The organism is Ruminococcus sp. (genome assembly GCF_016283395.1).
In genome coordinates this window covers 60,324-83,445 of the sequence record NZ_JAEEMU010000039.1, presented here as the reverse complement: position 1 = coordinate 83,445, position 23,122 = coordinate 60,324, and the positions used below count along the sequence as shown (strand labels likewise).

25 protein-coding genes and 1 pseudogene are annotated in these 23,122 nt (G+C 44.8%); 4 read left to right on the top strand and 22 right to left on the bottom strand.

The genetic code is table 11. The features are described 5' to 3' along the window. Window positions 1-24 precede the first annotated feature (24 nt). The 4 genes from QZZ41_RS07940 (at window position 25) to QZZ41_RS07925 (ending at window position 3,063) form a co-directional block, all read left to right on the top strand. Window positions 25-552 carry a GNAT family N-acetyltransferase gene (locus QZZ41_RS07940; RefSeq protein WP_295070153.1) on the top strand — a complete coding sequence of 176 codons (528 nt, stop codon included), beginning with the start codon at window positions 25-27 and terminating at the stop codon, window positions 550-552. An 80-nt stretch (window positions 553-632) separates the two neighbouring features. Then, window positions 633-1,091, top strand: coding sequence for a GNAT family N-acetyltransferase (locus QZZ41_RS07935; RefSeq protein WP_295070152.1), 459 nt, complete (start codon window positions 633-635; stop codon window positions 1,089-1,091). Window positions 1,092-1,192: 101 nt separating this feature from the next. Next, on the top strand, window positions 1,193-2,485 hold the full coding sequence (locus QZZ41_RS07930; protein ID WP_295070150.1) for a glutamine synthetase family protein: 1,293 nt from the start codon (window positions 1,193-1,195) through the stop codon (window positions 2,483-2,485). A gap of 8 nt (window positions 2,486-2,493) precedes the next feature. After that, window positions 2,494-3,063, top strand: coding sequence for an ANTAR domain-containing response regulator (locus QZZ41_RS07925; protein ID WP_295070148.1), 570 nt, complete (start codon window positions 2,494-2,496; stop codon window positions 3,061-3,063). A 359-nt stretch (window positions 3,064-3,422) separates the two neighbouring features. Here QZZ41_RS07925 and QZZ41_RS07920 read toward each other — a convergent pair whose 3' ends face one another. The 22 genes and pseudogenes from QZZ41_RS07920 to rnc form a co-directional block, all read right to left on the bottom strand. After that, on the bottom strand, window positions 3,423-3,704 hold the full coding sequence (locus QZZ41_RS07920) for a hypothetical protein (RefSeq protein ID WP_295070146.1): 282 nt from the start codon (window positions 3,702-3,704) through the stop codon (window positions 3,423-3,425). Beyond that, window positions 3,697-4,353 (bottom strand): anti-sigma factor, encoded by a 657-nt coding sequence (locus QZZ41_RS07915; RefSeq protein ID WP_295070144.1) that lies wholly within the window; start codon window positions 4,351-4,353, stop codon window positions 3,697-3,699. The genes QZZ41_RS07920 and QZZ41_RS07915 overlap by 8 nt, the downstream gene beginning before the upstream one ends. Then, window positions 4,350-4,838, bottom strand: a complete 489-nt coding sequence (locus QZZ41_RS07910) for a sigma-70 family RNA polymerase sigma factor (protein ID WP_074714190.1) — start codon at window positions 4,836-4,838, stop codon at window positions 4,350-4,352. The genes QZZ41_RS07915 and QZZ41_RS07910 overlap by 4 nt, the downstream gene beginning before the upstream one ends. Before the next feature lie 128 nt (window positions 4,839-4,966). Further along, complete coding sequence (locus QZZ41_RS07905) at window positions 4,967-5,437, bottom strand: CD1247 N-terminal domain-containing protein (protein ID WP_295070141.1); 471 nt, start codon at window positions 5,435-5,437, stop codon at window positions 4,967-4,969. 45 nt (window positions 5,438-5,482) lie between these two features. After that, the gene (gene efp, locus QZZ41_RS07900) at window positions 5,483-6,040 is read right to left on the bottom strand and encodes an elongation factor P (RefSeq protein ID WP_072952370.1); all 558 of its coding nucleotides are present in this window, start codon (window positions 6,038-6,040) and stop codon (window positions 5,483-5,485) included. Window positions 6,041-6,127: 87 nt separating this feature from the next. Further along, on the bottom strand, window positions 6,128-7,192 hold the full coding sequence (locus QZZ41_RS07895; RefSeq protein WP_295070137.1) for an aminopeptidase P family protein: 1,065 nt from the start codon (window positions 7,190-7,192) through the stop codon (window positions 6,128-6,130). 10 nt (window positions 7,193-7,202) lie between these two features. Then, window positions 7,203-7,634 (bottom strand): type II 3-dehydroquinate dehydratase, encoded by a 432-nt coding sequence (aroQ, locus tag QZZ41_RS07890; RefSeq protein WP_037272550.1) that lies wholly within the window; start codon window positions 7,632-7,634, stop codon window positions 7,203-7,205. Window positions 7,635-7,636: 2 nt separating this feature from the next. Beyond that, a complete protein-coding gene (locus tag QZZ41_RS07885; protein ID WP_295070134.1) occupies window positions 7,637-8,164 on the bottom strand; it encodes a YqeG family HAD IIIA-type phosphatase in 528 nt (175 codons plus the stop codon). 78 nt (window positions 8,165-8,242) lie between these two features. Beyond that, the gene (gene rpsU, locus QZZ41_RS07880; protein ID WP_009984057.1) at window positions 8,243-8,416 is read right to left on the bottom strand and encodes a 30S ribosomal protein S21; all 174 of its coding nucleotides are present in this window, start codon (window positions 8,414-8,416) and stop codon (window positions 8,243-8,245) included. 195 nt (window positions 8,417-8,611) lie between these two features. After that, window positions 8,612-11,044, bottom strand: coding sequence for a leucine--tRNA ligase (gene leuS / locus QZZ41_RS07875; RefSeq protein WP_295070132.1), 2,433 nt, complete (start codon window positions 11,042-11,044; stop codon window positions 8,612-8,614). Window positions 11,045-11,063: 19 nt separating this feature from the next. Continuing rightward, complete coding sequence (locus tag QZZ41_RS07870) at window positions 11,064-11,414, bottom strand: hypothetical protein (RefSeq protein ID WP_295070130.1); 351 nt, start codon at window positions 11,412-11,414, stop codon at window positions 11,064-11,066. A 4-nt stretch (window positions 11,415-11,418) separates the two neighbouring features. Continuing rightward, window positions 11,419-11,778, bottom strand: a complete 360-nt coding sequence (rsfS, locus tag QZZ41_RS07865; protein ID WP_072952373.1) for a ribosome silencing factor — start codon at window positions 11,776-11,778, stop codon at window positions 11,419-11,421. 3 nt (window positions 11,779-11,781) lie between these two features. Further along, window positions 11,782-13,287 carry an LCP family protein gene (locus QZZ41_RS07860; protein WP_295070127.1) on the bottom strand — a complete coding sequence of 502 codons (1,506 nt, stop codon included), beginning with the start codon at window positions 13,285-13,287 and terminating at the stop codon, window positions 11,782-11,784. Further along, window positions 13,284-14,504 carry a nicotinate-nucleotide adenylyltransferase gene (locus QZZ41_RS07855; RefSeq protein ID WP_295070125.1) on the bottom strand — a complete coding sequence of 407 codons (1,221 nt, stop codon included), beginning with the start codon at window positions 14,502-14,504 and terminating at the stop codon, window positions 13,284-13,286. Before QZZ41_RS07855 ends, QZZ41_RS07860 begins: the two co-directional genes overlap by 4 nt. 26 nt (window positions 14,505-14,530) lie before the next feature. After that, a complete protein-coding gene (locus tag QZZ41_RS07850; protein WP_295070123.1) occupies window positions 14,531-14,875 on the bottom strand; it encodes a hypothetical protein in 345 nt (114 codons plus the stop codon). A 13-nt stretch (window positions 14,876-14,888) separates the two neighbouring features. Continuing rightward, window positions 14,889-15,584, bottom strand: coding sequence for an NAD(P)H-dependent oxidoreductase (locus QZZ41_RS07845; RefSeq protein ID WP_295070121.1), 696 nt, complete (start codon window positions 15,582-15,584; stop codon window positions 14,889-14,891). Window positions 15,585-15,587: 3 nt separating this feature from the next. After that, window positions 15,588-15,890, bottom strand: coding sequence for a ribosome assembly RNA-binding protein YhbY (gene yhbY / locus QZZ41_RS07840; protein ID WP_028518740.1), 303 nt, complete (start codon window positions 15,888-15,890; stop codon window positions 15,588-15,590). After that, complete coding sequence (gene rdgB / locus QZZ41_RS07835) at window positions 15,891-16,472, bottom strand: RdgB/HAM1 family non-canonical purine NTP pyrophosphatase (RefSeq protein ID WP_295070119.1); 582 nt, start codon at window positions 16,470-16,472, stop codon at window positions 15,891-15,893. It abuts the gene before it with no gap. 454 nt (window positions 16,473-16,926) lie between these two features. Then, window positions 16,927-17,826 (bottom strand): annotated as a pseudogene (ftsY, locus tag QZZ41_RS07830) (signal recognition particle-docking protein FtsY); the annotation flags it as partial. A 59-nt stretch (window positions 17,827-17,885) separates the two neighbouring features. After that, window positions 17,886-21,458 carry a chromosome segregation protein SMC gene (gene smc, locus QZZ41_RS07825; protein ID WP_295070117.1) on the bottom strand — a complete coding sequence of 1,191 codons (3,573 nt, stop codon included), beginning with the start codon at window positions 21,456-21,458 and terminating at the stop codon, window positions 17,886-17,888. Between the two features lie 4 nt (window positions 21,459-21,462). Beyond that, window positions 21,463-22,479, bottom strand: a complete 1,017-nt coding sequence (locus tag QZZ41_RS07820; RefSeq protein WP_295070115.1) for an elongator complex protein 3 — start codon at window positions 22,477-22,479, stop codon at window positions 21,463-21,465. After that, window positions 22,433-23,122: a ribonuclease III gene (rnc, locus tag QZZ41_RS07815; protein ID WP_295070113.1), complete on the bottom strand. Its 690-nt coding sequence runs from the start codon at window positions 23,120-23,122 to the stop codon at window positions 22,433-22,435. Before rnc ends, QZZ41_RS07820 begins: the two co-directional genes overlap by 47 nt.

The following is a 23,122-nucleotide window of genomic DNA, read 5'->3' as shown; positions in this document are numbered from 1 at the left end:
GATCGGGATTTTTAGGTGTAAATAATGATAATTGAAACAGAGAGATTAAAATTGAGAGAATATACTTTTGACGATTTTGATCCTTTATATGAAATTCTTTCCGATGAAGAAACTATGAAGCATTATCCCAAACCATTTGACGAAGAAAAAGTCAGATGGTGGATACAATGGAATATTGAAAATTATGCTAAATACGGATTCGGACTCTGGGCGGTAGTTCTGAAGGAAACCGGTGAAATGATAGGTGACTGCGGAATCACTATCCAGAATATTGACGGAGAGTTACTGCCTGAAATAGGATATCACATTCATAAGAAGTATTGGAGAAAGGGCTTAGGAAGTGAAGCTGCAAGAGCAGTCAGAGATTGGGCATTTGAAAATACCAAATACGATTGTTTGTACTCTTATATGAAATATACCAATATTGCCTCATATTCTACTGCTATTGCCAATGGAATGAAAAAAGTCAAAGAATATCCTGACGAAAAGAATACTGTTTCTTATGCCTATGCTATAACACGCAGGGAGTGGGAAGCACTTAAGAAATCCTGATATATCTAAGCAGTTCATAACTCTCAACTTGCGGAACACCGAAATGGGTCCCCTACAAATATATTTTGGAGTAAAAATATATGATCGAACAGATCTTTGATAAAGACGAAAAAAGTAAAATTGCACGTAAAGTCCTTGAATCGCTGAGAGAATGGTTCGAGGTGGACGAGAGCCGCGAACAGTACATAAGAGACAGTGCCGACTGGATTTTTATAGCAGCTAAAGAAAACGATGAATATGTAGGTTTCCTTTGTCTGAAAGAAACAGGTAAGGATACCGCTGAACTGGCTGTTATGGGTGTGCTTAAAGAGTATCACCGCAGCGGCATAGGACGGCAGCTTTTTGATAAAGCAAAAGCTATCGCTACCGAAAACGGCTATTCCTTTATGCAGGTGAAAACAGTACAAATGGGAAAGTACGAGGACTATGACAGGACCAATCTGTTCTATCTCAGCTGCGGTTTCAAGGAGTTCGAGGTATTCCCCACTTACTGGGACGAAGATAACCCGTGCCAGATATATGTTATGGCATTGAAATAAAAAGAAAAATTAACGAGCGCATAATGTGCGCCCTACATTGGGACGTTGAAAACGCCGTCCCCTAATACTAACGGCTAACGGCTGAAAATGGAGGTCTTTCAATGAGCTTTTCTCCTAAAGAGATACTGAAATTCGTTGAAGAGAACGACGTAAAATTTATAAGACTTACTTTCTGTGATATGTTCGGCAATCTCAAAAACGTGGCTATCATGCCTAATGAACTGCCGAGAGCATTTGAGTACGGAATACCTTTCGATGCTTCATGTATCGCCGAGGGCTGTTCCGACCTGCTTCTCGTGCCCGACATATCCACACTTTCCGTTCTCCCGTGGAGACCTAAGTCGGGACGAGTTGTCCGCTTCTTCTGCGCTCTCAAAAACATGGACGGAAGCGACTATGTAGGCGATATGCGTACAGAGCTGACCAACTATATCAATCAGCTCAGACTTGACGGATATTCCTGCGAAATGGGTACAAAGTGCGAGTTCTATCTCTTTGAACTTGACGAACGCGGCGAGCCTACAAAGATACCTCACGACAAGGGCGGCTATCTGGATGTTGCTCCGCTGGATAAGTGCGAAAACGCAAGACGTGAGATCTGTCTCTCATTGGAAGAAATGGGCATGAGTCCGAAAAGCTCCTGCCATAAACACGGTCCTGCACAGAATGAGATCGAATTTCGCGAAAGTGAGCCTATAACTGCTGCCGATAATATGGTACACTACAAGACCGTAGTTAAATCCATAGCAGCTCAAAACGGTCTTTTCGCTTCATTTATGCCTAAGCCGCTGCCCGATGAGCACGGCAGCGCACTCAGCATATCCATCAGTCTCAAAAAAGGCGGAGAAAACATCTTTGATACTCAGAATGATATGACATTCGAGGGTAAATGCTTCATATCGGGAGTTCTCAGCAAAATGCGTGAGATAACCGCATTCCTTAATTGCACAACGAATTCCTACAAGCGTTTGGGTATGGGCTATGCTCCTAAGTATATCAACTGGTCGTCGGAAAACTGCGCTCAGCTTATACGTGTTCCAAATCCTGTGGGTATCTCTCCCCGTATTGAGATACGCTCCGCAGACGCTTGCTGCAACCCTTATATCACATTCAAGCTTATCCTTGCAGCTGGTATCGAGGGAATACAGTCTCAGGACTGCTCTCTCTTTGAAAGTGCTATGCACAACGGCTCTGACAATTCACTTCTTCAGCCGCTGCCCTCTTCACTTGATGAGGCAGCAGCTATCGCTAAGGAAAGCATATTCGTAAAAAATACTCTATCTCAGGAAATACGCAGTAATATATTCGCACAGCTTGACAAACAGATACAGGACTATTCCTCTGCTTCGGATAAGGACAAGTTTGAAGAAGAGTCATACTTCAAGTTCGTGTGAGGTAAACTATGAACAGAGCTATTATCGTATCTTCAAACAGTGAAGTTTCCGAACTTTGCGAGCAGCTCCTGCGCATAGAAGGCTGCGGAAGGACAGCTGTTGCTGTCAGCGGCAGTGAAGCCCGCCGACTTGTAAAAAACGAGACTGAACCCGAGCTTGTTATAATAAATACGCCCCTGCCCGATGAATTCGGTCAGGAGCTTGCAGAAATGATAGCGGAGTCCACCTCCGCAGGTATGATACTCATTTGCGGCAGCGATGTTTCGGAAGATATCGCTGACAGAGTCTCAGACAGCGGCGTAAACGTACTGTCAAGACCTGTCACCAGAGAGGAACTTCAGCGTACAATACGGCTTATTATCGCCGCAAGAGTCCGCATGGCAGGTGTTAAAAAGGAAAACGCAGATATAATGAACCGTATCGAGGAAATGCGCACCATAAACCGTGCCAAGACCACGCTTATGAAGTATCTCAAATTCACAGAGCCCCAGGCTCATAAATACATCGAAAAACAAGCAATGAATAATCGTCAGACCAGACTGGAAACTGCTCTGAAAATTCTTGCACAGTATGAATAAAAACATAATATTATAAAATTTGCCCCGAATTATTACATCGGGGCTTTTTAATTAATTTTACGTAAAAAGTTGCTGAACGTATGAAAGGGATTCCAAAGGGACTGTGTTCCTTTGGCAGAGTCCAGAGGCAGAGCCTTTGGTCGCTGTTCACAGCTTTCAAATAACAGCGAAATAATACGAAGGCGCTCCGCAAGAGTGAATTCCGAAAACAATCCAGTGAATTGTTTTCGGAAGAGGGACGCCCTGCAAGAGAGGGCGTCCCTTATTTAACAGATAATAAGCACCGTGGTTAAGCTTTAATGATTTAATTCCATATTTCAACATTGCCCCCTCGGCTTTCACCGAGGGGGGCAAGCATATTATTTAGGTTCACCGAATATTAGCTTCATGAGCCAGTAATCGTTATAACCGCCTTTCATTCCCGTATATACCATAAAGGCAATGAATGCAGCCGAAAATACGATAGATACTATGCATATGGCTATGGGAATCTTTATAAGGTATTTCTCACGAAGTTTCATCGAAGCTATTATAACTCCCACAGCAAATACGATGCTTTCCACTGCAAATCCAAAAAAGCCTATGCCAAATGACACCACAGCAAGCAGTATCAGCGGTATACTAAACCTTCTCTCAGTCATTTTGATCACGCTCCCATAAAATATACTCTTTGTTGTTTACATCATCGTAGTAAAAGACCTTCATCATATCTTTCTTTTCATCAAGGTCAAAGATCTTCATCTCAAAGCTTTTCAGACTTCCTGTGGGATTGAACGTAAAATCATCTATCCTGCGCTGTTTGAGAGTAATACCGTATCCGTTCTTCTTTTCACTGTCAAAATCATCGTCAATTCCAAGATGTTTACCGTTTGTATCGCTTAAAGTCGGTACATCTATATCAAATGATGCAGCATACCCTTTTATATCGAGCCATACGGCATTATCATGCTCGCTGACGCTTACATTTTCAAGTATCTTGTACTTCTCCATATCCATTGACTTGTAATCATTTATGCAATATACAAGTCCGTAAAGCAGAATTCCGCATATAGCCAGAACGCTTATAAGGCTCACCACAAGCTTCTCAATGCGCAGACGCCTCTTTATACGTTTGAGTACCTCAGCGTCCTTCTGATGGCTCACAGTGACGTTTTTACCGAGCTTTTCAAGCTCCGCTTTACAGTCGGGGCAGTTGTTTATATGCTCCTCAACTGCCTTTCTGCTCTCCTCACTGCAAACATCGTCAGCATACAGCGGAAGCAGATCCTTTATCATATCGCAGTTTTTCATTTCTGTACCTCCAGTTCATCTATTATTTTCAGCTTTGCACGGTGGAATGTCACTCGCGCCCAGCTTTCAGTCTTTCCAAAGATATCACCAATTTGTCGGAAACTCAGTTCTCCGAACACTCTCAGGGTAAATACTTCTTTGTAAGGTTCGACAAGAGTATGAAGTACACGGTGTATTTCCATTGACTGCTGGCTGTTTTCAAGAAGTTCCTCCATAGTCACGGAAGTATCGGCAACTGTCTCGGGAACTTCCTCTCCCGTATAGCGTTTTTGCTTCTTGTTGTGTGTATACAGCAGATTTTTTGCTATCTGACACAGCCATACTCTTATATCACAGTCACCGCGGAATTTGTCAACAGACTTTATAGCCTTGAAAAATGTCTCCTGAGTAATATCCTCAGCAAGTGCTTCATCAGCAGACAACGACCGTATATACAGGAATACATCATGAAAATAGTCTTTGTAGAGCTCTTCGACCTGACTCATACTTCTCACCGCCTTCAACTATAAGACTACGATACAAAACTTTCGTTACAGAAAAAAATAAAAAATTCCGAAAAAAATTAAAGCTGCGGAAGATAACTCTATCCGCAGCCTGTTTTTTATAAAGCTGATTACTTCTTTTCAGGCTCTTCAGCCTTGTCCTCGAAATCCTCAATAGTGAGGTCATCGTAATCAAATTCAAGGAGCTCATCACAATTAGGACATTTCATAGAACCCTCTTCAATCATCCCCTCATCAAGAAGGATAGTATCTCCGCAGGTAGGGCAAGTGATCTCGTAAAGCTCATCATCGTCATCATCGAAATCGAACTCGTCATCATCGTCCCAATCTTCATCATCGTCGTCCTCATCGCTGTCAAGATCTTCATAGAAATCATCTTCAACAGCTCCGAGATCCTCATCAAGGATATCGCAAAGCTCTGTGAGCTCATCGACCTGTGACTGAAGATCCTCAACATACATTACCATTTCGGACATTACCTCTGACATCTGAATGAGAGCCTTTCCCTCCTTAGTGGAAGAATCGATCTCAAGACCGTCGATAAGTCCCTGTAAATATGACATTTTCTCGGTAAGCTTCATAACAAGCTCCTCCTCTCAAAATAAAGTCTTTATAAAATGGTGAGCTTATGCTCTTGACATATACTCGCCTGTTCTTGTGTCGACCTGAATGATCTCGCCTTCATCGATGAAGAGCGGAACCTTGATCTCTGCACCTGTCTCAAGTGTAGCAGGCTTTGTAGCGTTTGTAGCTGTATCACCCTTGAAACCTGGGTCAGTCTGTGTAACCTTGAGTTCAACGAAGTTAGGTGGCTCAACGCCGAAAACGTTGCCCTTGTATGAAAGGATCTTACAGATCATCTCTTCCTTAACGAACTTGAAGTTGTCGCCGAGTGTAGATGCACTGATCGGAACCTGCTCATATGTCTCAAGATCCATGAAGTAGTAAAGCTCGCCGTCGTTGTAGCTGTACTGCATATCCTTTCTCTCAACGAATGCTGTTGGGAACTTAGCAGTTGGGTTGAAAGAAGTTTCAACAACTGAACCTGTGATTACGTTCTTGTATTTAGTTCTTACAAAAGCGGCACCCTTACCTGGCTTAACGTGCTGGAATTCAATTACCTGAACTACCTGTCCGTCGAGCTCAAAAGTAACGCCGTTTCTGAAATCTCCTGCTGAAATCATTATAAATAACCTCCGTATTTTTCAAATTAACATGATACTTTATTTTATCACATTTCGGGAATTTTTGCAATACCTAAAGTGATATTATTATAAAGATATGAGATTTTTTGCACTTTTTGTCAAGTTTTTGCAGCCATTTTCAGTTAAAATGACAAAATCCTCTATACGCACTCCGAATTTACCTTCTATATAGATACCAGGCTCTATGGTAACGACTGCACCACAGCTCAGCGGAGCTTTATAATTCGGCGAAGCATTGGGCTTTTCGTGTATCTCCATACCTACTCCGTGACCGAGAGAATGTCCAAAGCAGCTGCCATATCCTGCCTGCTCAATAACATCACGGGATATCTTATCAAGGTCACATCCGATTATCCCCGCCTTTGCTGCTTCTATACCTGCAAGCTGTGCATTCAGGACGATATCGTACACCTTCTTCATTTCCTCGCTTGGCTCTCCAACGCAGAGGGTACGTGTCATATCACTGTGATAGCCGTTATAAACCGCACCAAAGTCGATAAGCACGAATTCGCCATTCTCCACCTTTTTATCTGAGGGAACTCCGTGAGGCATTGAAGTATTTGCGCCAGAAAGCACGATAGTGTCGAAAGATAAGTCCTCAGCTCCGTAAGCGAACATGAGTCGGTTGAGTTCAAGTGCGATCTCACGCTCTGTAACGCCGACTTTTATGAACTTCTTGACGTCTTCAAGTGCTTTTTCAGCTATTTCCTGGGCCTTCTGTATACACTCTATCTCGCTTTCGTCCTTGACCATTCTCAGGTTGGATATAGCATTGCTCAGACTATCGTTATGTATGATTTCAATAGTGGTATAGAAATGCTCATAGGCATTGAGCTCCTTGACGGTCATTGTCTCCGACTCTATAGCCATTGACTTTGCACCGTGCTTTGTCAGGAGGTCCATTATCTGAGGATAGAGCTTTTTAGCCTCAATTACCTCAGCGTCCTTTACCGTTGCTCTTGCCTTTTCGATATAGCGGAAATCTATAAGCAAATACGCCTTATCGGGAAACGCAAGAACTACTCCTGCTGATGACTTCATACCCGTAAAATATCTTCTGTTTATGTCCGAGGTGATAAGGGCGCAGTCCGCCCCGTCAAACTCCTCGAAAAGTTTGTCAAATCTCGACATTATGCACCTCTCAAAGCTCAGCAAGTGCCTGTACTGCAAGATAATAGCTGCCGAAGCCGAAGCCGCTTATGCTGCCCTTGCATACGGGTGCGATAACTGAATTTGAGCGGAACTCATCACGCGCAAAAACATTGCTGATGTGTACTTCGATAACAGGTATCTTTATAGCTGCAATAGCGTCGCGTATAGCATAGCTGTAATGTGTATACGCACCTGCATTGAGGATAACTCCGTCAAATGCAGTTCTTGCAGCGTGAAGCTTATCAATGATAGCTCCCTCATGATTTGACTGGAATATCTCGCATTCAAGTCCCTGTTCCTTTGCACGGTCGATTATATTGCTGTTAAGTGTATCAATGGAAGAATTTCCGTAAACTCCGGGTTCGCGCTCTCCTAAGAGATTGAGATTAGGACCGTGTATAACAAGTATTTTCTTTATCATATTTACTCCTTCTTGTCATCGACAAATTTCTTTGGAAGAAAAGGCTTTTCAAGAACTCTTTTAAATCTTATGAACCTTTTCGACTTTGGTTCAAGCTCCATAGGTTCAACATATAACATTCTGACCTTTGCTAAATTTGCTCCCCATACATCTGTAAACAGCTGATCGCCCACGGCAGCAGTCTCCTCAGGAGAGAGCCCCATTTTTTTCATAGCTGCTGTATATCCCCTTTTCAGCGGTTTGCCGCTGTCACTGACGAAATCAAGTCCAAGCGGATCAGCAAATGTTCTCACACGCTCTGCATGGTTATTCGATACGATTATAAGCTTTATCCCGTTCTTTTTCATATTCTCCAGCCACTCGGTTATCCCATCGGCAGGAACGGGATTATCATGTGTAGTAAGAGTATTGTCAACATCAAGGATAAGCCCCTTGATACCGTGCTTTTTCAGAAATGCAGGTGTGATATCAACAGTTTTTCTGAAAGCAAAATCCACGTCAGTTTTTGTTATCTTATGTTTTAAACCCAAGCTATTTGTCAACTCCGTTCAAACAAATGAAAAAGCGAGCCGCAGCCCGCTTTTATCAACATTAATAATTCCGTAAGATCAATACTTACGCTTACGAGCTGCCTCAGACTTCTTCTTACGCTTAACTGAAGGCTTTTCGTAGTGCTCTCTCTTACGAACCTCAGCAATTACGCCATCCTTTGCACATGATCTCTTAAATCTCTTAAGAGCTGTGTCTAAAGACTCGTTTTTGCCAACACGAACTTCTGCCACTAAATTTCCCTCCCTTGTTCAGAGGTTGCACGGAGCTTTGCTCCGAAGCATCTATGCTAACCACCCTGTCGAGCGGTAGACATCGCGTCCCCCACTATATAGCAGATTACATATAAATAGTTATAAAGAATATATTAATAGTTTACCACATTTTCTGCTCGTTGTCAAGCATTTTTTGTGCGTCTTAAAATTTCGTTATTTTGCTACAATATTAACAAGTTTATTTGGTACATATATCTGTTTGAGTATGTTTTTACCCTCAACAGCTTCCTTTACCTTTTCATCTGACATAGCCATTTCCATTACGGAATCCTTGTCAGCGTCCATTTCGATATTCAGCTTAGCCTTGAGCTTTCCGTTTACCTGTACAACGATCTCGATAGTATCCTCCTTGCAGAGTTCCTCATCGTATACAGGCCAGCTCTCGTAAGCGATAGTATCATTATGTCCCATGATGCTCCATATCTCTTCACCCATATGAGGTGTGATACAGGACAGCATCTTTATAAGTCCCTCAGCGTACTCTCTCGGGCACTTGCCGTTTTTGTAAACAGCATTCACAAATATCATCATCTGGCTGATAGCTGTATTGAAAGCAAGCTTCTCGAAGTCGTCAGTTACCTTCTTGACTGTCTGGTGATATACCTTTGTGAGTGCGCCATCGTTGTCGTCGGTAAGGTTCTCGGCTTCAATGAAGAAGTTCCATACTCTCTGTACAAATCTCTTTGCACCCTCAACACCGCTCTTGCTCCACGGTTTGCTGACTTCGAGAGGTCCCATGAACATCTCGTAAAGACGGAGCGTATCTGCACCGTAGTCTCTTACGATATCGGAAGGATTTACAACAAATTCAGGGAAACGCTTACCCATTTTGATACCGTTCTCACCGAGGATCATTCCCTGATGAACAAGCTTCTTAAAAGGTTCCTTTGTAGGTGCAAGACCCTTATCGTAGAGGTATCTGTTCCAGATACGTGAATACATAAGGTGTCCTACAGCGTGCTCTGGACCGCCGATGTAAAGGTCAACAGGCATCCAGTGTTTGAGGAGCTCCTGATTTGCGAATTCCTTATCGTTGTGTGGGTCGATATATCTGAAGTAGTACCAGCTTGAACCTGCACTTCCGGGCATTGTAGAAGTCTCACGAGTGCCCTTTATGCCGTTGTGGTCGTACTTTTTCCACTCTGTTGCATTTTCGAGAGGAGCTTTTCCGTTCTTGCCCTTGTAGTCATCAAGCTCAGGGAGAACAAGCGGGAGCTCTTCATCGTCAAGAACGTGTATCTGACCGTCCTCGCCGTGAACTACAGGAACAGGTTCGCCCCAGTAACGCTGACGTGCGAATATCCATTCACGGAAGTGGTAGTTTACAGTGCGCTTAGCTCTGCCCATTTTTTCAAGCTTCTGTGTGATAGCTTCCTTTGCTTCCTCAACAGTAAGACCTGTGAATTCCTCGGAATTGATGAGCTTATAGCCCTTGCCGAGGTACTCTGTCTTTTCCATTGCGGCTTCGGAAACGTCGATGTGACCGTCCTTACCGTCGATTACCTGTATCATGTCTATATTATGAGCAATTGCATACTCAAAGTCACGCTGATCGTGGCTCGGTACAGCCATAACTGCACCTGTACCGTAGCTTGCAAGTACGAAATCGCCGATGAACATACGAACTTCCTTGCCGTTTACAGGGTTGATACAAGTAACGCCCTTGAGCTCGCAGCCTGACTTTGTCTTGTTGAGCTCTGTACGGTCCATGTCGTTCTTCTTCTTAGTCTCAGCGATGTATGCCTCAACTTCTTCCCTGTTCTGAACACGGTCAAGGAGGCTCTCTGTGATAGCTCCGTCAGGAGCAAGTACCATGAATGTGATACCGTAGATAGTCTCGATACAAGTTGTGAAGATAGAGAACTTTCCACCGCCGACGATGTCGAATTCAACCTCTACACCTGTAGACTTGCCTATCCAGTTGCGCTGCATAGCCTTTGTGGACTCAGGCCAGTCGATCTCGTCAAGTCCTTCAAGGAGCTTTTCTGCAAATGCAGGCTGGTCGATGACCCACTGCTTCATGTTCTTACGAACTACAGGGAAGCCGCCGCGCTCTGACTTGCCGTCGATAACTTCATCGTTTGAAAGAACTGTTCCCAGCTCTTCGCACCAGTTTACAGGCATATCTATATACTTTGCATAGCCGTCAAGATAGAGCTGCTTAAATATCCACTGAGTCCACTTGTAGAACTCAGGATCGGAAGTAGCTACCATTTTTGACCAGTCATAATCAAATCCAAGCTCCTTGAGCTGCTTTGAAAAGGTCTTGATATTTTCCTGAGTAAAGCCGTTGGGGTGATTACCTGTATTTACCGCATACTGCTCGGCAGGAAGTCCGAAAGAGTCATATCCCATAGGGTGAAGGACATTATAGCCCTGCATACGCTTCATACGTGAAACGATGTCTGTAGCTGTATAGCCCTCGGGGTGACCTGCGTGGAGACCTACTCCCGACGGATACGGGAACATATCCAGTGCATAGAACTTAGGCTTGCTGAAGTCCCAGACATCAGTCTTGAATGTCTCATGTTCTTCCCAGTATTTCTGCCATTTGGCTTCAACAGATGTGAAATCATATCTGCTCATTGTAATATCATTCCTTTATTTAATTATTAATATTTATCGAGTTTGTAAAGTGTTCCTTTATGTCGCTGTGTACGCAAAGGAGCACTGCGCAGCCAATATCTACTATACCCTCAACGAGATACAGCCAGTTTGAACTGATATTGGATATATTTGCAGGGAGATGTATCGCAGCGATCAGCACAAGTACTGCTGCCACACCATAGTTCACGAATTTGATGCCTGTAAGCATAGCACAGGTAAGTCCTACGGCGATAAGCATATCGCTTAGACTGAATCCGCCGCCTATGACCATATTGAGAACTGCCTTGGCAATAAGGTAAGCTCCTATTATGATGCATAGCATACGCCCTTTTTCGTTATTTGTTTTCATAAGCTCACTCCTTCACAAGAAGTCCGCTTATATCTATCTGCTCGCCGTCTGCCCACAGACCTTCCAGCTTATAGAAGTTTCTTGTATCCTTATAGAATACATGAACGATGATATCTGCATAATCAAGGATTATCCATGTATTGCCCGTATCAGCTTCTCTTCTTTCAGGCTCGATGCCCTTCTGTGAGAGCACGAACTCAACTTCGTCTGCAAGTGTTCTTGCGTGGGTATTACTTGTACCGTTTACGATAACGAAATAGTCTGCAAGGATAGTAAGGTCTGATATTTTTATAGCCTGTATATCCTCACCTCTCTTGCTGTCGAGAGTTTTTATGATAAGTTCAAGTTTTTCCTGTTCGGTCATTTATTAATCTTCCTTCCACCATGGTTTCATATCGGGATTTCTCAAAGGCTCTGTAGCTGTTTCGAGTTCCTCGAATGTTGCGCCTGTATCGTCGTAAAGATCGTACTGATATTCGTATTCCTGTACATATTCGATAATATTGCTCTCAGACATAAGCAGCGGAAGCTGATATGGTCTGAATGACTCGTTGAGCATATCTATAGTTGCTCTCTTGTGGATAGAGTAGATACTGTACTCTACTCCGTCAGCCGCGTAGTATATAGCGTCCTCACCCGGTACCATGTTTACGCTTACATTTTCCATTTTAAGTGTAGAACCGAAATCCGCAAGCTTGCTCAGGTCATCAACACTCATATCCGTAGCTATCCACTTATTCTGGTAAATTGTATTCAGATAGCTGTAAAGCTTCATTTTACCTTCGTCCTTGACTATGTTGAGGATCTTCTGCATAGCTGCTGCCATGAAACGACGCTGGTTCTGAACTCGTCCGATATCGCCCTGGAGCCACTCGTGACGGAAACGAACGAACCACTCTGACTGAGCACCTGTAAGCACGACATCACCGGCAGGGATTATCTTATCTGCCTCGTAAATGATCTCATTGTCAAGGTGCATCGGTATACCGCCTACAAGGTCAACGATATCAACGATATCAAAGCAGGCTGTGGTGATATAAGCATCTATCGGTATACGGAAATTGTCCTGTATGCAGTTTACAACACGCTGTATCTTGCTTACGCTCTGGTCATAGCCTTCATAGTAAACGCTGTTTATCTTTGTTGTAGGATTGCTTGTATAGTTCGGAACAGCACAGTCACGAGGCACCTGCAATATATGGAGCTTGGCAGCTGCGATATCGAACTGGCATATCCATATAACGTCGGTAAGCTCCTGGTCCTCGTCAAATCCGAGGAAGAGAACTGTATACTGACCTTCAACGAGCTGAGGAAGGTCAAGACCGTCTGTAAATTCATCCGTTACAACATTTGTATCAACGTTAAGGTTGACCTGGGATTTTTCAAGTTCACCTTCGATATCTACAAGTGGCTGCCAAAGCTTGAAATACTTTATTATGGATACTTTCTGGTCGGGCTGTCCTTTCTTTTTATACCATAGGATAGGCATATTAAGGAAAAGCAGGATTATTGTAACAATACTCAGAAGAATAGAAACAGTCTTGATTATTGCATCTTTTTTGCTCTTTTTGCCGTCTTTTTCTTCGTCGTAATCATAATCATCGAAATCGTCAAAATCGTCACTTTCAACTATATCACCTGCTCTGCCTTTTTCATGGAGTCCGTGATATGTCTGCTTAGGTTCGGGAGCGCGTCTTTTCGGCTTTTCCTCTTCTATGCTTATATCTATTGACGGAGCTTCGTGCAGTGCGTGATACACAGGCTGAGCCGGTCTTGAACTATCTATCCTTTTAAGCTTCCTTAACGGCTTTGGCTGTCTCGGAGCAGTATTTGCGTTTTTATTAAACTCCTCATTAAGTTCTTCTCTGTTCATTTGAGTCCTCTTTTCAAATTGCTATCAATTTTCTCTTCTTTCAAAAGTCTTGTATAAAAATTATATCCCTCAGCGGTACAAATCGGTATAACTCCGCCTTTTTTAATTACAGACTTCATAGAAAATGCGAATGCTTCCCTCATAGCTGCATTAAGGTCAGCATATGCCAGCTTACGCATCTTGTCTACATCTTTATAATCTCTCTCGGCAGATATCAGGTCGCCCATATATACTATCTCTTCAAGGCGTGACATACCTGCTCTGCCAACTGTATGAAATCTTATGGAATTGAGTATATCTATGTCCTCAACACCGAATTCTTTTTTGATAAAATATGCTCCTGCGATTCCGTGCCACAGCGAACGTGTCTCAAGCTCTTCACGGCATACAGTATATCCGCTGCTCATGACCAGTTCTTTCTGCACATCATCGGGCATTTCCTTACATATATCATGAAGAAGTCCCGCAAAATAAGCCTTATCGGGGTCTTCACCGTATTTTTCAGCAAGCTTTCTGCACTCTGCTGCAACATTCATCGAATGTGTGAATCTTTTCGCAGAAAGACAATTTTTAAGGTATTTCTTTTTTTCATCGGGGTTATACAGCAATTTTTCTTCACCTCGTACCGAATATAATCCCTTCAATCTTATATATTGTACTACATTTTCGTCAAGATAGCAAGAGAAATCCTTGTTTTTAGCAATTTTTTTTCTGACCTCAGTGCTGGATATCACTGTCGGAGCAGCCTCAGATACCTGTATTTTGCCAAATTTTCCAAGTTCCTCTGCTTTTTTTTTCAGTTCTGCCATATCACCGCTTTCCCGTGAAACTACACAAAGTGTTACATTTGCAAGTATCTCTTCAAAGCGGTACCATGTATCAAAGCTGAGGAGCATATCGCTTCCCACAAGGAGAAACAGCTCATCATCGGGAAATACGCTGCGGAAATGCTCCACTGTGTAAATAGTGTAGCTCACTCGGTCACTCTTTATCTCGTAATCGCTTACAAACAGCTTATCATTGGCTTTAGCCGCGAGCCGCAGCATTTCAAGCCTGTCCTCATCGGGAGCATATTCAGCACTGGAACGGTGCGGAGATTTCTTTGACGGAAGAAGATACAGCCTGTCCAGTCCGAACTCCTCAACAGCCGTATTGGCAAGATGAATATGTCCGTTGTGAACGGGATTGAAGCTTCCACCGTATATTCCTATCTTCATTCTGCACCTCCTATGCCGTTATATACTCATTCATTTCCGAATTCTTTTATCACTTCTATTTTACCGATAATATGGCTGTTGAACTCCGCAAGCTCCTCAGCAGGCACCCACAGCTCCTGATGATAGCTTTTGCCTACAGTCTGTACCTCAAATCTGCGGCAATAATCATCATCGACTTCAAAGCGTGTTATATATCCCTTATGCTCAGAAGTATCCCTTACATTCCATTTAAGAGCTATCTCCGCAGCATATTTCTCATTGAGAACAGGATAAAAAATAGGCTGTTCGGGAAGTCTCGGCGGAAACTCACTGTAACCGCTGTCCGCGATAAGCTTTAGCTCAGCATATCCAACAGGTCTGTAAAGTATCATAAGATCACTTCTTTCATTTCCACGGGCGTTTGCTGCCTGTCCAGCCCTTTTCCTTCCAGTAGTCCATATCAGCCTTACACCAACCGTTACGCTGTATAAGGCTCATTATCTTGAAAAACGCCCTTGTTTTTATGCCGACAGGTACTTTTCCCTGCCTTTTCATTATCTTTTTGGCGATACTGTCGGCTTTTGCGTTAATGCTGTCTTTCATCTTGGGAGAAACGCTGTTCCAGTCAACTGCTCTTACAGCCTTTCCAAGCTTGTAGGTCTGAGGTATTCCCCAGAAGAAACAGCTGTCAGCCATATCCTTCATTGTTGACTTCATACCTGCACCCGCAGCTGTTGCCACAACTACAGCCTGCTTGCTGAACATTCTCTCGTCAGGACGGTGCGACATCCAACGCCAGCCGTAGTGGTCGAGGAGAGCCTTCATCTGACCTGTGCAGTGATATACGTACACGGGAGATGTAAGTATCAGCACATCGGCAGCGTCTATAAGCTCCGTTATGGGGCGCAGCTTTGCATAGTGAGGACATTTATCGGCTGACTTTGTGAAGCAATTGGTACAGCCGCAGCAGAACTCATCAAAATCACGTGGCAGGAATACCTCGCTGATATTTTCTGCTTTAGTCAGCTTTTCAGCAACCAACCGTCCGATACTGTAGGTCGAGCCCTTGTGGTTCGTACCGCTTATTATCAGTACCTTCATGACTTACTTTGCCTTGGGGATATTTTCGATAACAGGGTCTTTCTCGTTGCGCTTGAAAAGCACGAATTTATTGCCTATGACCTGTACTACATCGGAGTCTGTCTGCTCTGCGATAGCATCGGCCGCTTCTCTAGCAGTCCAACCCGAATTATCAAGGACTCTCAGCTTTATAAGCTCTCTCTTGCGGAGTGCCTCTGCAATATCCTTGCACATAGCCTCTGTGACTCCGCCCTTGCCAACCTGATATATGGTCTCATATGTTGAAGCGATACCGCGCAGGTACGCTCTCTGTTTGCTTGTTAACATTCAATCACCAAATCTTTCTTTAAGATACTTGTACAACTCTCTTAAAGCTGCACCTCTGTGACTTATAGCGTTCTTTTCCTCCGCAGTAAGTTCAGCCATGCTTTTATCTCCTACCATGAAAACAGGATCATAGCCGAAACCATTTGTTCCGCACTGCTCATAACCGATACGTCCTATACAGCCGCCGCCTACTACTTTGATCTCATCAGCGTCAATATAGGCGATACTGCAATTGAATGAAGCCGTTCTCTTATCCTCAGGGACGTCCTTCATCTCCTCAAGGAGTTTTGCGCAGTGCTGTCCCTCAGGAGCATATCTTGCGGAATACACCCCTGGTCTGCCGTCAAGGGCAACAACACAGAGACCACTGTCATCAGCAATAGTCGGAAGTCCAACGGCTTCATATACAGCCTTTGCCTTTATAAGTGCATTTTCCGCAAAGGTAGTGCCGTTTTCTTCAGGGTCGCAGTTTGCACCTGCTTCACGCTGAGAGAGCACCTCTATACCGAGGGGAGCAAGTATCTCTCTTGCCTCACGGAGCTTGTTAGCGTTGTTCGTAGCCATTACCAGCTGCTTAATCATCGTCCTTACCTCCGAACAGTCTGCTGAAGAATCCGCGCTTTTTCTTCTTCTCAGGCTCAGCAGGAGCTTCGCTTTCTTCTGCCTCGTCCTCAGCTTCGTCCTCTTCGTCTGACTCTTCTTCATCTTCGGTCAGCTCGCTGTCGTCAGCCTCGTCTGTATCATCATCAGCATCATCGTCAGACTCTTCCTCATACTCATATTCGGACTCATCTTCCAACTCTTCTTCGTATTCTTCCTCAGTCTCTTCCTCTTCGTATTCCTCGTCATAGGACTCTTCTTCATCTTCTTCGTCCTCTGCATAAGGAATAAATGCGCCGTATTCGTTGTAATAGCCCTTTACGCCGTCAACTTCAACAGTGTTGTCGTCCTCTGTCTCTTCCTCGTATTCATCTTCATCGTATGCCTCAGCAGCTTCTTCCTCTTCTGCAAGCTCTTCGAGCTGTTCGGGTGAAGCAAAGAGAGCATCAACGAACATATTGCTGTCAAATGGCTGTAAGTCGTCTATCTTTTCGCCCACACCTATGAGCTTTACTGGTATTCCAAGCTCATTCTTTATGGAGATAACGATACCGCCTTTTGCCGTACCGTCAAGCTTTGTGAGCACGATACCTGTGATAGGTGCTGTCTCGCTGAAAAGCTTAGCCTGATTTACCGCATTCTGTCCTGTTGTGGCATCGAGCACAAGGAGTATCTCACGTGAGCACTCTCCTGCCTTGTTGTCGATGATACGGTTTATCTTTTTAAGCTCCTCCATGAGGTTCTTCTTGTTGTGGAGGCGTCCTGCGGTGTCGATAACAACTACATCGCACTCTCTTGCCTTTGCAGCTTCAAGAGCATCGTATACTACAGCTCCGGGGTCAGAGCCCTCTGCGTGTTTTACGATATCTACTCCTGCTCGCTGAGTCCATACCTCAAGCTGGTCAATAGCAGCTGCACGGAAGGTATCGGCAGCAGCAACGAGGACCTTCTTGCCCTCCTGCTTGAACTGGTGACAGAGCTTGCCGATAGTTGTAGTCTTGCCTGCTCCGTTTACACCGATGACCATAATAACAGCAGGTGATACGGAAAGGTCAAGTCCTGTATCATCGCCCATTATCTCGGAGATGACCTCGTGGATAAGTCCCATTATCTCCTTTGGATCGGTTATACCGCGCTCCTTTATCTTCTTGCGAAGTCTGTCGCATATCTCCTCAGAGGTCTCAACGCCGATATCGCTCATTATCATCTGCTCTTCGAGCTGGTCGAAAAGGTCCTCGTCAATTACGGTAAACGAGTTGAGTACTCTCTGGATACCTCCGAAAAGGAAATCCTTGGTCTTTCTCAGACCGCTGGCAATTTTAGAAAAAAGTCCCATTATATCCTCCAAACGTGGTCTATATTATATAACATATCAAAATATCAAAATGTGACACCTTACTGAATATCAGCAACGTCCTCCTGGAAATCCACCTGTTCCATTTTAAGGAGCTTGGATATTCCGTCCTCCTGCATGGTAACACCGTAAAGCACATTTGCTTCTTCCATCGCACTTCTTCTGTGAGTTACGAGGACGAACTGCGTTGTATCCGTGAATTTTTTCAGATACTGTGCATACTTCCTTACGTTTACTTCATCGAGAGCCGCGTCGATCTCATCAAGTATACAGAAAGGCGCAGGTCTGAGTTTCAGAATAGCAAAGTAAATAGCTATGGCAACAAAGGACTGCTCTCCACCCGAAAGCGAGATAAGGTTCTTGATGACCTTTCCCGGAGGTGCAACGCTTATCTCTATGCCCGATTCAAGTACGTTTTCGGGATCGGTAAGTATGAGCTCTGCCTTTCCGCCGCCGAAAAGCTCTACGAATATGCTCTTGAAGTTTGAATTGATTATTGCAAAGCTCTCCGAGAATATCCTGCACATCTCGGCAGTAAGGTCGGTGATTATCTTTTCAAGCTCTGCTTTAGATCTCTGAACATCTGCTATCTGCTCCGACATAAAACGGTAACGCTCGGATACTTCCTTATACTCCTCGATAGCGTCTACGTTGACACTTCCGAGAGCGCGTATCTTGTTCTTTATTGTAGTAAGCTCTGCCTGTGCAGCTATCATGTCATCAATTTTCTCAGCCATAGCAACAGCCTCGGAACGTGTGAGCTCGTAAACTTCCATGAGCTGCCTTATGATATTATCCGTATCACGGCACACAGTCTCGCGGCGTTCTTCAAGCCTTGTGACCTCTGCCGAAAGCTTTTCCTTGGAGTCGTTTATGGCTTTCAGACCATTCTGCATCTCGTTGACGAGTCTGTTCTGCTCGGTATGAGTTGCATGGCAACGTTGTATCTCTGCATTGTAAGATGCTGTATTGTCCTTGAAATCGGCAAGCTTCTGTTTCAGATCTTCTATCTCGTTATTCTTCTGACCGATAAGCTCCTGCTGTCTGAATATCTCCTCTTCATACTGATGAGTACCGTATTTCAGCTCCTCGGCACGTCTGTCGATACGAGTTATCTCAAGCTCCTGAGCCTGAACGTCCTTTGCAAGCTCCATGCCTCTGATCTTGAGCTGTGAGAGCTTGTCGGAAAGCTCTGCTCTCTGCAATCTCAGCTTTTCGCGGATATCCTGTCCCTGAGCAAGCTTTTCCTCGGCAACGCGTATCTCCTCATCGGTGTCGGCAAGTGCCTTTTCAGAGTCCTCGATGTTCTGCTTTGCAGCTTCTATCTTCTGCTCTGTTTCAGCTTTGAGCTTCTCGGAGTTTTCAGACTGTGCGCGGAACTGCTCTGCAAGTGAAGCAAGGCTGTTCAGCTCTGCTTCAAGGCGAACTCTCTCTGCCTCGCACTTTGTCTGATCTTCCTTTGCAGCCTCTGTGTCAAATCTGAGCTTTTCGGACTCCGCACGGAGCTTCTCAGCCTTTTCACGGAGAGTATCACGCTCGTCAGCAAGCTTTGCTATCTCTGCATCAAGGGTATCTATCTCGTTCTTACGGGTTATTATACCGCCCGAACGCTGTGCAGAACCACCTGTGAACGAACCGCCTGCGTTTATGACTTGACCGTCAAGAGTTACTATCCTGAACTTGTATCCGTACTTCTTGGCGATAAGGGTAGCTGTGTCGATGTCCTCGGCAATGACTATACGTCCCAGCAGGGAAGCTATGATGCCGCTGAATTTCGGATCGTACTTTACTATCTTGTTGGCATTGGCAACAAAGCCCTCGCAGTTTTCAAGTCCCTGCTCTTTGAGCTCATAGCCCTTTACAGAGGTTATGGGCAGGAATGTTGCACGGCCTGCTTTCTGCTCTTTAAGGAAGCGTATGCAGCGTTTTGCGATATCTTCGTTTTCAACGATGATATTCTGCATAGCACCGCCCAGTGCTGTTTCAACAGCCACAGCGTACTCGGGCTCAACGCTTATATTCTGTGCCACAGTTCCGAAGATACCGCCGATACGTCCCTGCTTTGAAGCTTTCAGCACCTGCTTGACGCTTCCTGCAAAGCCCTCCATGTTGTTTTCAAGATCGGTAAGTATCTTGCGTCTCTGCTGCTTGTCTTTCAGTTCATAAAGTGCGCGTTCAAAGTCGTTTTTCGCCTGCTCGAAGCCCTCTCTGCGCGACTTGAAAAGCCTTTCAAGTCCGCTGAGCCTGTTGCGTATCTCCTCGGCTTTTGCCTTGTTCTTTTCGGCTTCTGCCTTTACGCTCTCGGTCTGCGCTTCGTACTCTTTCAGCTTCTGACCAAGGTCGCCGCTGCTTTCACGAAGCTCGGCAAGCCTTGCAGTCTGCTCGGCTATGGTCTGCTTTGAGGACTCTATCGCAAAACGGTACTCGCTCTGCTTGATGTAAAGTCCGTTTATCTCGCTGCCTGCCTTGTCAACGGAATCGCCAAGCTTAGAGCTTTCGCTCTCAGCTCTGCGGAAGCTTTCCTCGGCTTCCTTTATCTCCTCTTCCATTGCCTTTTTCTGAGCTTCAAGCTCAGCAAGCTTATCGGCAGCTGCCTTACGCTCATTTTCAAGAGCTTTCTTAGCTTCCTCGGCATTGTCTATATTCTTCTGAGCAGCTTCAACTGCTTCATTACAGTGCTTTATATCATTTTCGAGAACGGCTATGCCCGACTTCATTTCCGAAGCCGTCTGCTCCTCTTCAAGCATTTTGCGGCGGAGCTCGTCGGCTCGCATGGTGCTTTCCTGCATCTTGCGTATGCCGTCGGCTATTTTCTGCTCCTCACGCTGAATGTCGTTTTCAACGTTCTCGTACTCGTTCTTACTGACAAGTATCTTGCTTTCCAATTCGTCAAGCTTTACCTTCATCTCGTCCAGCTTTGTCACCCAGACGGATATTTCCAGCTTTTTACGCTCTTCTGCAAGCTTTATGAACTTCTCCGCCTTCTGCGACTGTATACGCAGGGGCTCGACTCTGCCTTCAAGCTCGGTGAGTATATCCGTCAGACGAAGCAGGTTTTCCTGTGCGGCTGTAAGCTTTCTCTCTGCTTCCAGCTTTTTGTATCTGAACTTTGAGATACCTGCCGCTTCTTCAAAAATATCACGGCGTTCAGAGCTTTTTGCACCTACTATCTCGGCAATTCGTCCCTGTCCGATTATAGAGTAGCCGTCGCGTCCCAGACCTGTGTCCATGAAAAGCTCGTTTATGTCCTTCAATCGGCAGGACTTTCCGTTGATAAGGTACTCGCTCTCGCCGCTTCTGTAAAGCTTACGTGTAACCGCAACTTCATCACCGATATCGGGGAGAGTATTGTCGGAATTGTCTATATTCAGCGTAACTGCGGCAAATCCCATAGGCTTTCGCGCAACAGTACCCGAAAAGATTACATCTTCCATTTTGTTTCCGCGGAGAGTCTTTGTTGACTGTTCACCAAGTACCCAGCGAACAGAGTCACCGATATTGCTCTTGCCGCTTCCGTTAGGTCCGACAACTGCGGTAAGTCCCTTGTCAAAGGTAAGGCTTATCTTGTCTGGAAAGGACTTAAAGCCCTGTATTTCAAGTGATTTCAGGTACATTCATTCACCGCCGTTCGATAATTTCTGTTTTGTCATCGGCTGAGGGAACTATCTTCACCTCCACGCCTTTTGACTTCATATATGCAATATTGCTTTTTTTATGTCCTACCGCCTTGCTTATATCCCCTGGGGGTACGGCGATACGGATATATCCGCAGTTCTCTGCGAATGCTTCTATCTTTTTAAGGTATATCCTGCTCTCGCACAGTTCGCGGAAAGCAGGGTGATAATAGCCTGCCACCATATCATGCTCCACAAATTCCGATGCATGAAGTCCGCATTTTATTACCCTTATTCCTTTTTTCTCAAACTTTTCGAGCAATTCCGCACACAGCCCCACCATATCATCAAGAGGCATCATTCTGTATTCGCCCCTGCGGTAATACTCAGCAAGCTTTGTGCCGTCAATGACTACAACAGGATATATCCTTACAGTATCGGGACAAATGCTGATTATGGCATCTGCTGTGGCGATATCGCTTTCACGGGAGCTTTTATAAAGTCCCGTCATCATCTGCAAGCCCAGCTCAAAGCCGTAGGACTTTATAAGCCTGCTTGCTTCAACAACGTCCTGTACACTGTGTCCGCGCTCGTTTGCTTCAAGAACTGTATCGTCCATTGACTGCGCACCAAGCTCTATAGCTGTAACACCGTACTTTTTCAATATCTCAAGTACATCTTCACTGATACAGTCGGGACGTGTAGAACAGCGTATGCCGCTGAATTTTCCCTCACCAACGAACTCAGATGCTGCTGTGAGAAGCTCGATCATATAATCACTTGGAACAGCCGTAAAGCTGCCGCCGAAAAAGGCTATCTCGGTATTCTGCGGCTCTCTGACTTCACTTAATGCCTTTGAGCATATCTCCCTGACTTCATTTCCGTCGGGAGCGTGCTGTGCGCCGCTTATGGTGCGCTGATCGCAGAAGCTGCACTGATGAGGACAGCCGATATGGGGTATAAAAACAGATATGTTACTGTGCTTCATAGCCCATAAGTTCGAGAGCTTCCTTTGCTGCAAGCTGCTCGGCTTCCTTTTTGCTCTTGCCCTTTCCCTTGCCTATGACCTGATCGTTAAGGCACACCTCAACTACAAAACGCTTGTTGTGGTCGGGACCTTCCTCACCGATAAGTACGTATTCCACCTTTTCCTCGGGGTTCTTCTGGACTATTTCCTGCAAAACTGTTTTGAAATCGTTGAAAACAGGCTTCTTTGCATGGCGTATGTCCTTTGGCATGAAGCGGAGTATGTGCTTTGCCGCAGGCTCCATACCGCCGTCAAGGTATATAGCAGCGATAACTGCTTCAAAAGCGTCTGCAAGTATGGAAGGACGCTCTCTGCCGCCTGTATTCTCCTCGCCCTTTCCAAGGCGGAGGAAAGTGCCGAGTTCTATCTGCTGTGCAAATATATGGAGAGACTTCTCGCATACAAGAGAAGCTCTCATTTTTGTAAGCTCGCCCTCTGCAACGTTGAGGTTCTTATAAAGAAAATCCGATACAACGATAGAAAGTACGCTGTCACCGAGAAATTCCAGTCTCTCATTGCTGCCGCTGGGCATCTTCTTTTCGTTTGCGTATGATGAGTGAGACAGTGCCTGTTTCAGCAGCTGTATGTTTTTGAATTTATAGCCTATTATTTCCTCAAATCTTTCTAAATTTTCCAT

Excerpts from the sequence above, each read along its gene's own strand:
- QZZ41_RS07940 (WP_295070153.1), top strand. The coding sequence starts at position 25 with ATGATAATTGAAACAGAGAGATTAAAATTGAGAGAATATACTTTTGAC.
- QZZ41_RS07935 (WP_295070152.1), top strand. The coding sequence starts at position 633 with ATGATCGAACAGATCTTTGATAAAGACGAAAAAAGTAAAATTGCACGT.
- QZZ41_RS07930 (WP_295070150.1), top strand. The coding sequence starts at position 1,193 with ATGAGCTTTTCTCCTAAAGAGATACTGAAATTCGTTGAAGAGAACGAC.
- QZZ41_RS07925 (WP_295070148.1), top strand. The coding sequence starts at position 2,494 with ATGAACAGAGCTATTATCGTATCTTCAAACAGTGAAGTTTCCGAACTT.
- QZZ41_RS07920 (WP_295070146.1), bottom strand. The coding sequence starts at position 3,704 with ATGACTGAGAGAAGGTTTAGTATACCGCTGATACTGCTTGCTGTGGTG.
- QZZ41_RS07915 (WP_295070144.1), bottom strand. The coding sequence starts at position 4,353 with ATGAAAAACTGCGATATGATAAAGGATCTGCTTCCGCTGTATGCTGAC.
- QZZ41_RS07910 (WP_074714190.1), bottom strand. The coding sequence starts at position 4,838 with ATGAGTCAGGTCGAAGAGCTCTACAAAGACTATTTTCATGATGTATTC.
- QZZ41_RS07905 (WP_295070141.1), bottom strand. The coding sequence starts at position 5,437 with ATGAAGCTTACCGAGAAAATGTCATATTTACAGGGACTTATCGACGGT.
- efp (WP_072952370.1), bottom strand. The coding sequence starts at position 6,040 with ATGATTTCAGCAGGAGATTTCAGAAACGGCGTTACTTTTGAGCTCGAC.
- QZZ41_RS07895 (WP_295070137.1), bottom strand. The coding sequence starts at position 7,192 with ATGTCGAGATTTGACAAACTTTTCGAGGAGTTTGACGGGGCGGACTGC.
- aroQ (WP_037272550.1), bottom strand. The coding sequence starts at position 7,634 with ATGATAAAGAAAATACTTGTTATACACGGTCCTAATCTCAATCTCTTA.
- leuS (WP_295070132.1), bottom strand. The coding sequence starts at position 11,044 with ATGAGCAGATATGATTTCACATCTGTTGAAGCCAAATGGCAGAAATAC.
- QZZ41_RS07870 (WP_295070130.1), bottom strand. The coding sequence starts at position 11,414 with ATGAAAACAAATAACGAAAAAGGGCGTATGCTATGCATCATAATAGGA.
- rsfS (WP_072952373.1), bottom strand. The coding sequence starts at position 11,778 with ATGACCGAACAGGAAAAACTTGAACTTATCATAAAAACTCTCGACAGC.
- QZZ41_RS07860 (WP_295070127.1), bottom strand. The coding sequence starts at position 13,287 with ATGAACAGAGAAGAACTTAATGAGGAGTTTAATAAAAACGCAAATACT.
- QZZ41_RS07855 (WP_295070125.1), bottom strand. The coding sequence starts at position 14,504 with ATGAAGATAGGAATATACGGTGGAAGCTTCAATCCCGTTCACAACGGA.
- QZZ41_RS07850 (WP_295070123.1), bottom strand. The coding sequence starts at position 14,875 with ATGATACTTTACAGACCTGTTGGATATGCTGAGCTAAAGCTTATCGCG.
- QZZ41_RS07845 (WP_295070121.1), bottom strand. The coding sequence starts at position 15,584 with ATGAAGGTACTGATAATAAGCGGTACGAACCACAAGGGCTCGACCTAC.
- yhbY (WP_028518740.1), bottom strand. The coding sequence starts at position 15,890 with ATGTTAACAAGCAAACAGAGAGCGTACCTGCGCGGTATCGCTTCAACA.
- rdgB (WP_295070119.1), bottom strand. The coding sequence starts at position 16,472 with ATGATTAAGCAGCTGGTAATGGCTACGAACAACGCTAACAAGCTCCGT.
- smc (WP_295070117.1), bottom strand. The coding sequence starts at position 21,458 with ATGTACCTGAAATCACTTGAAATACAGGGCTTTAAGTCCTTTCCAGAC.
- rnc (WP_295070113.1), bottom strand. The coding sequence starts at position 23,122 with ATGGAAAATTTAGAAAGATTTGAGGAAATAATAGGCTATAAATTCAAA.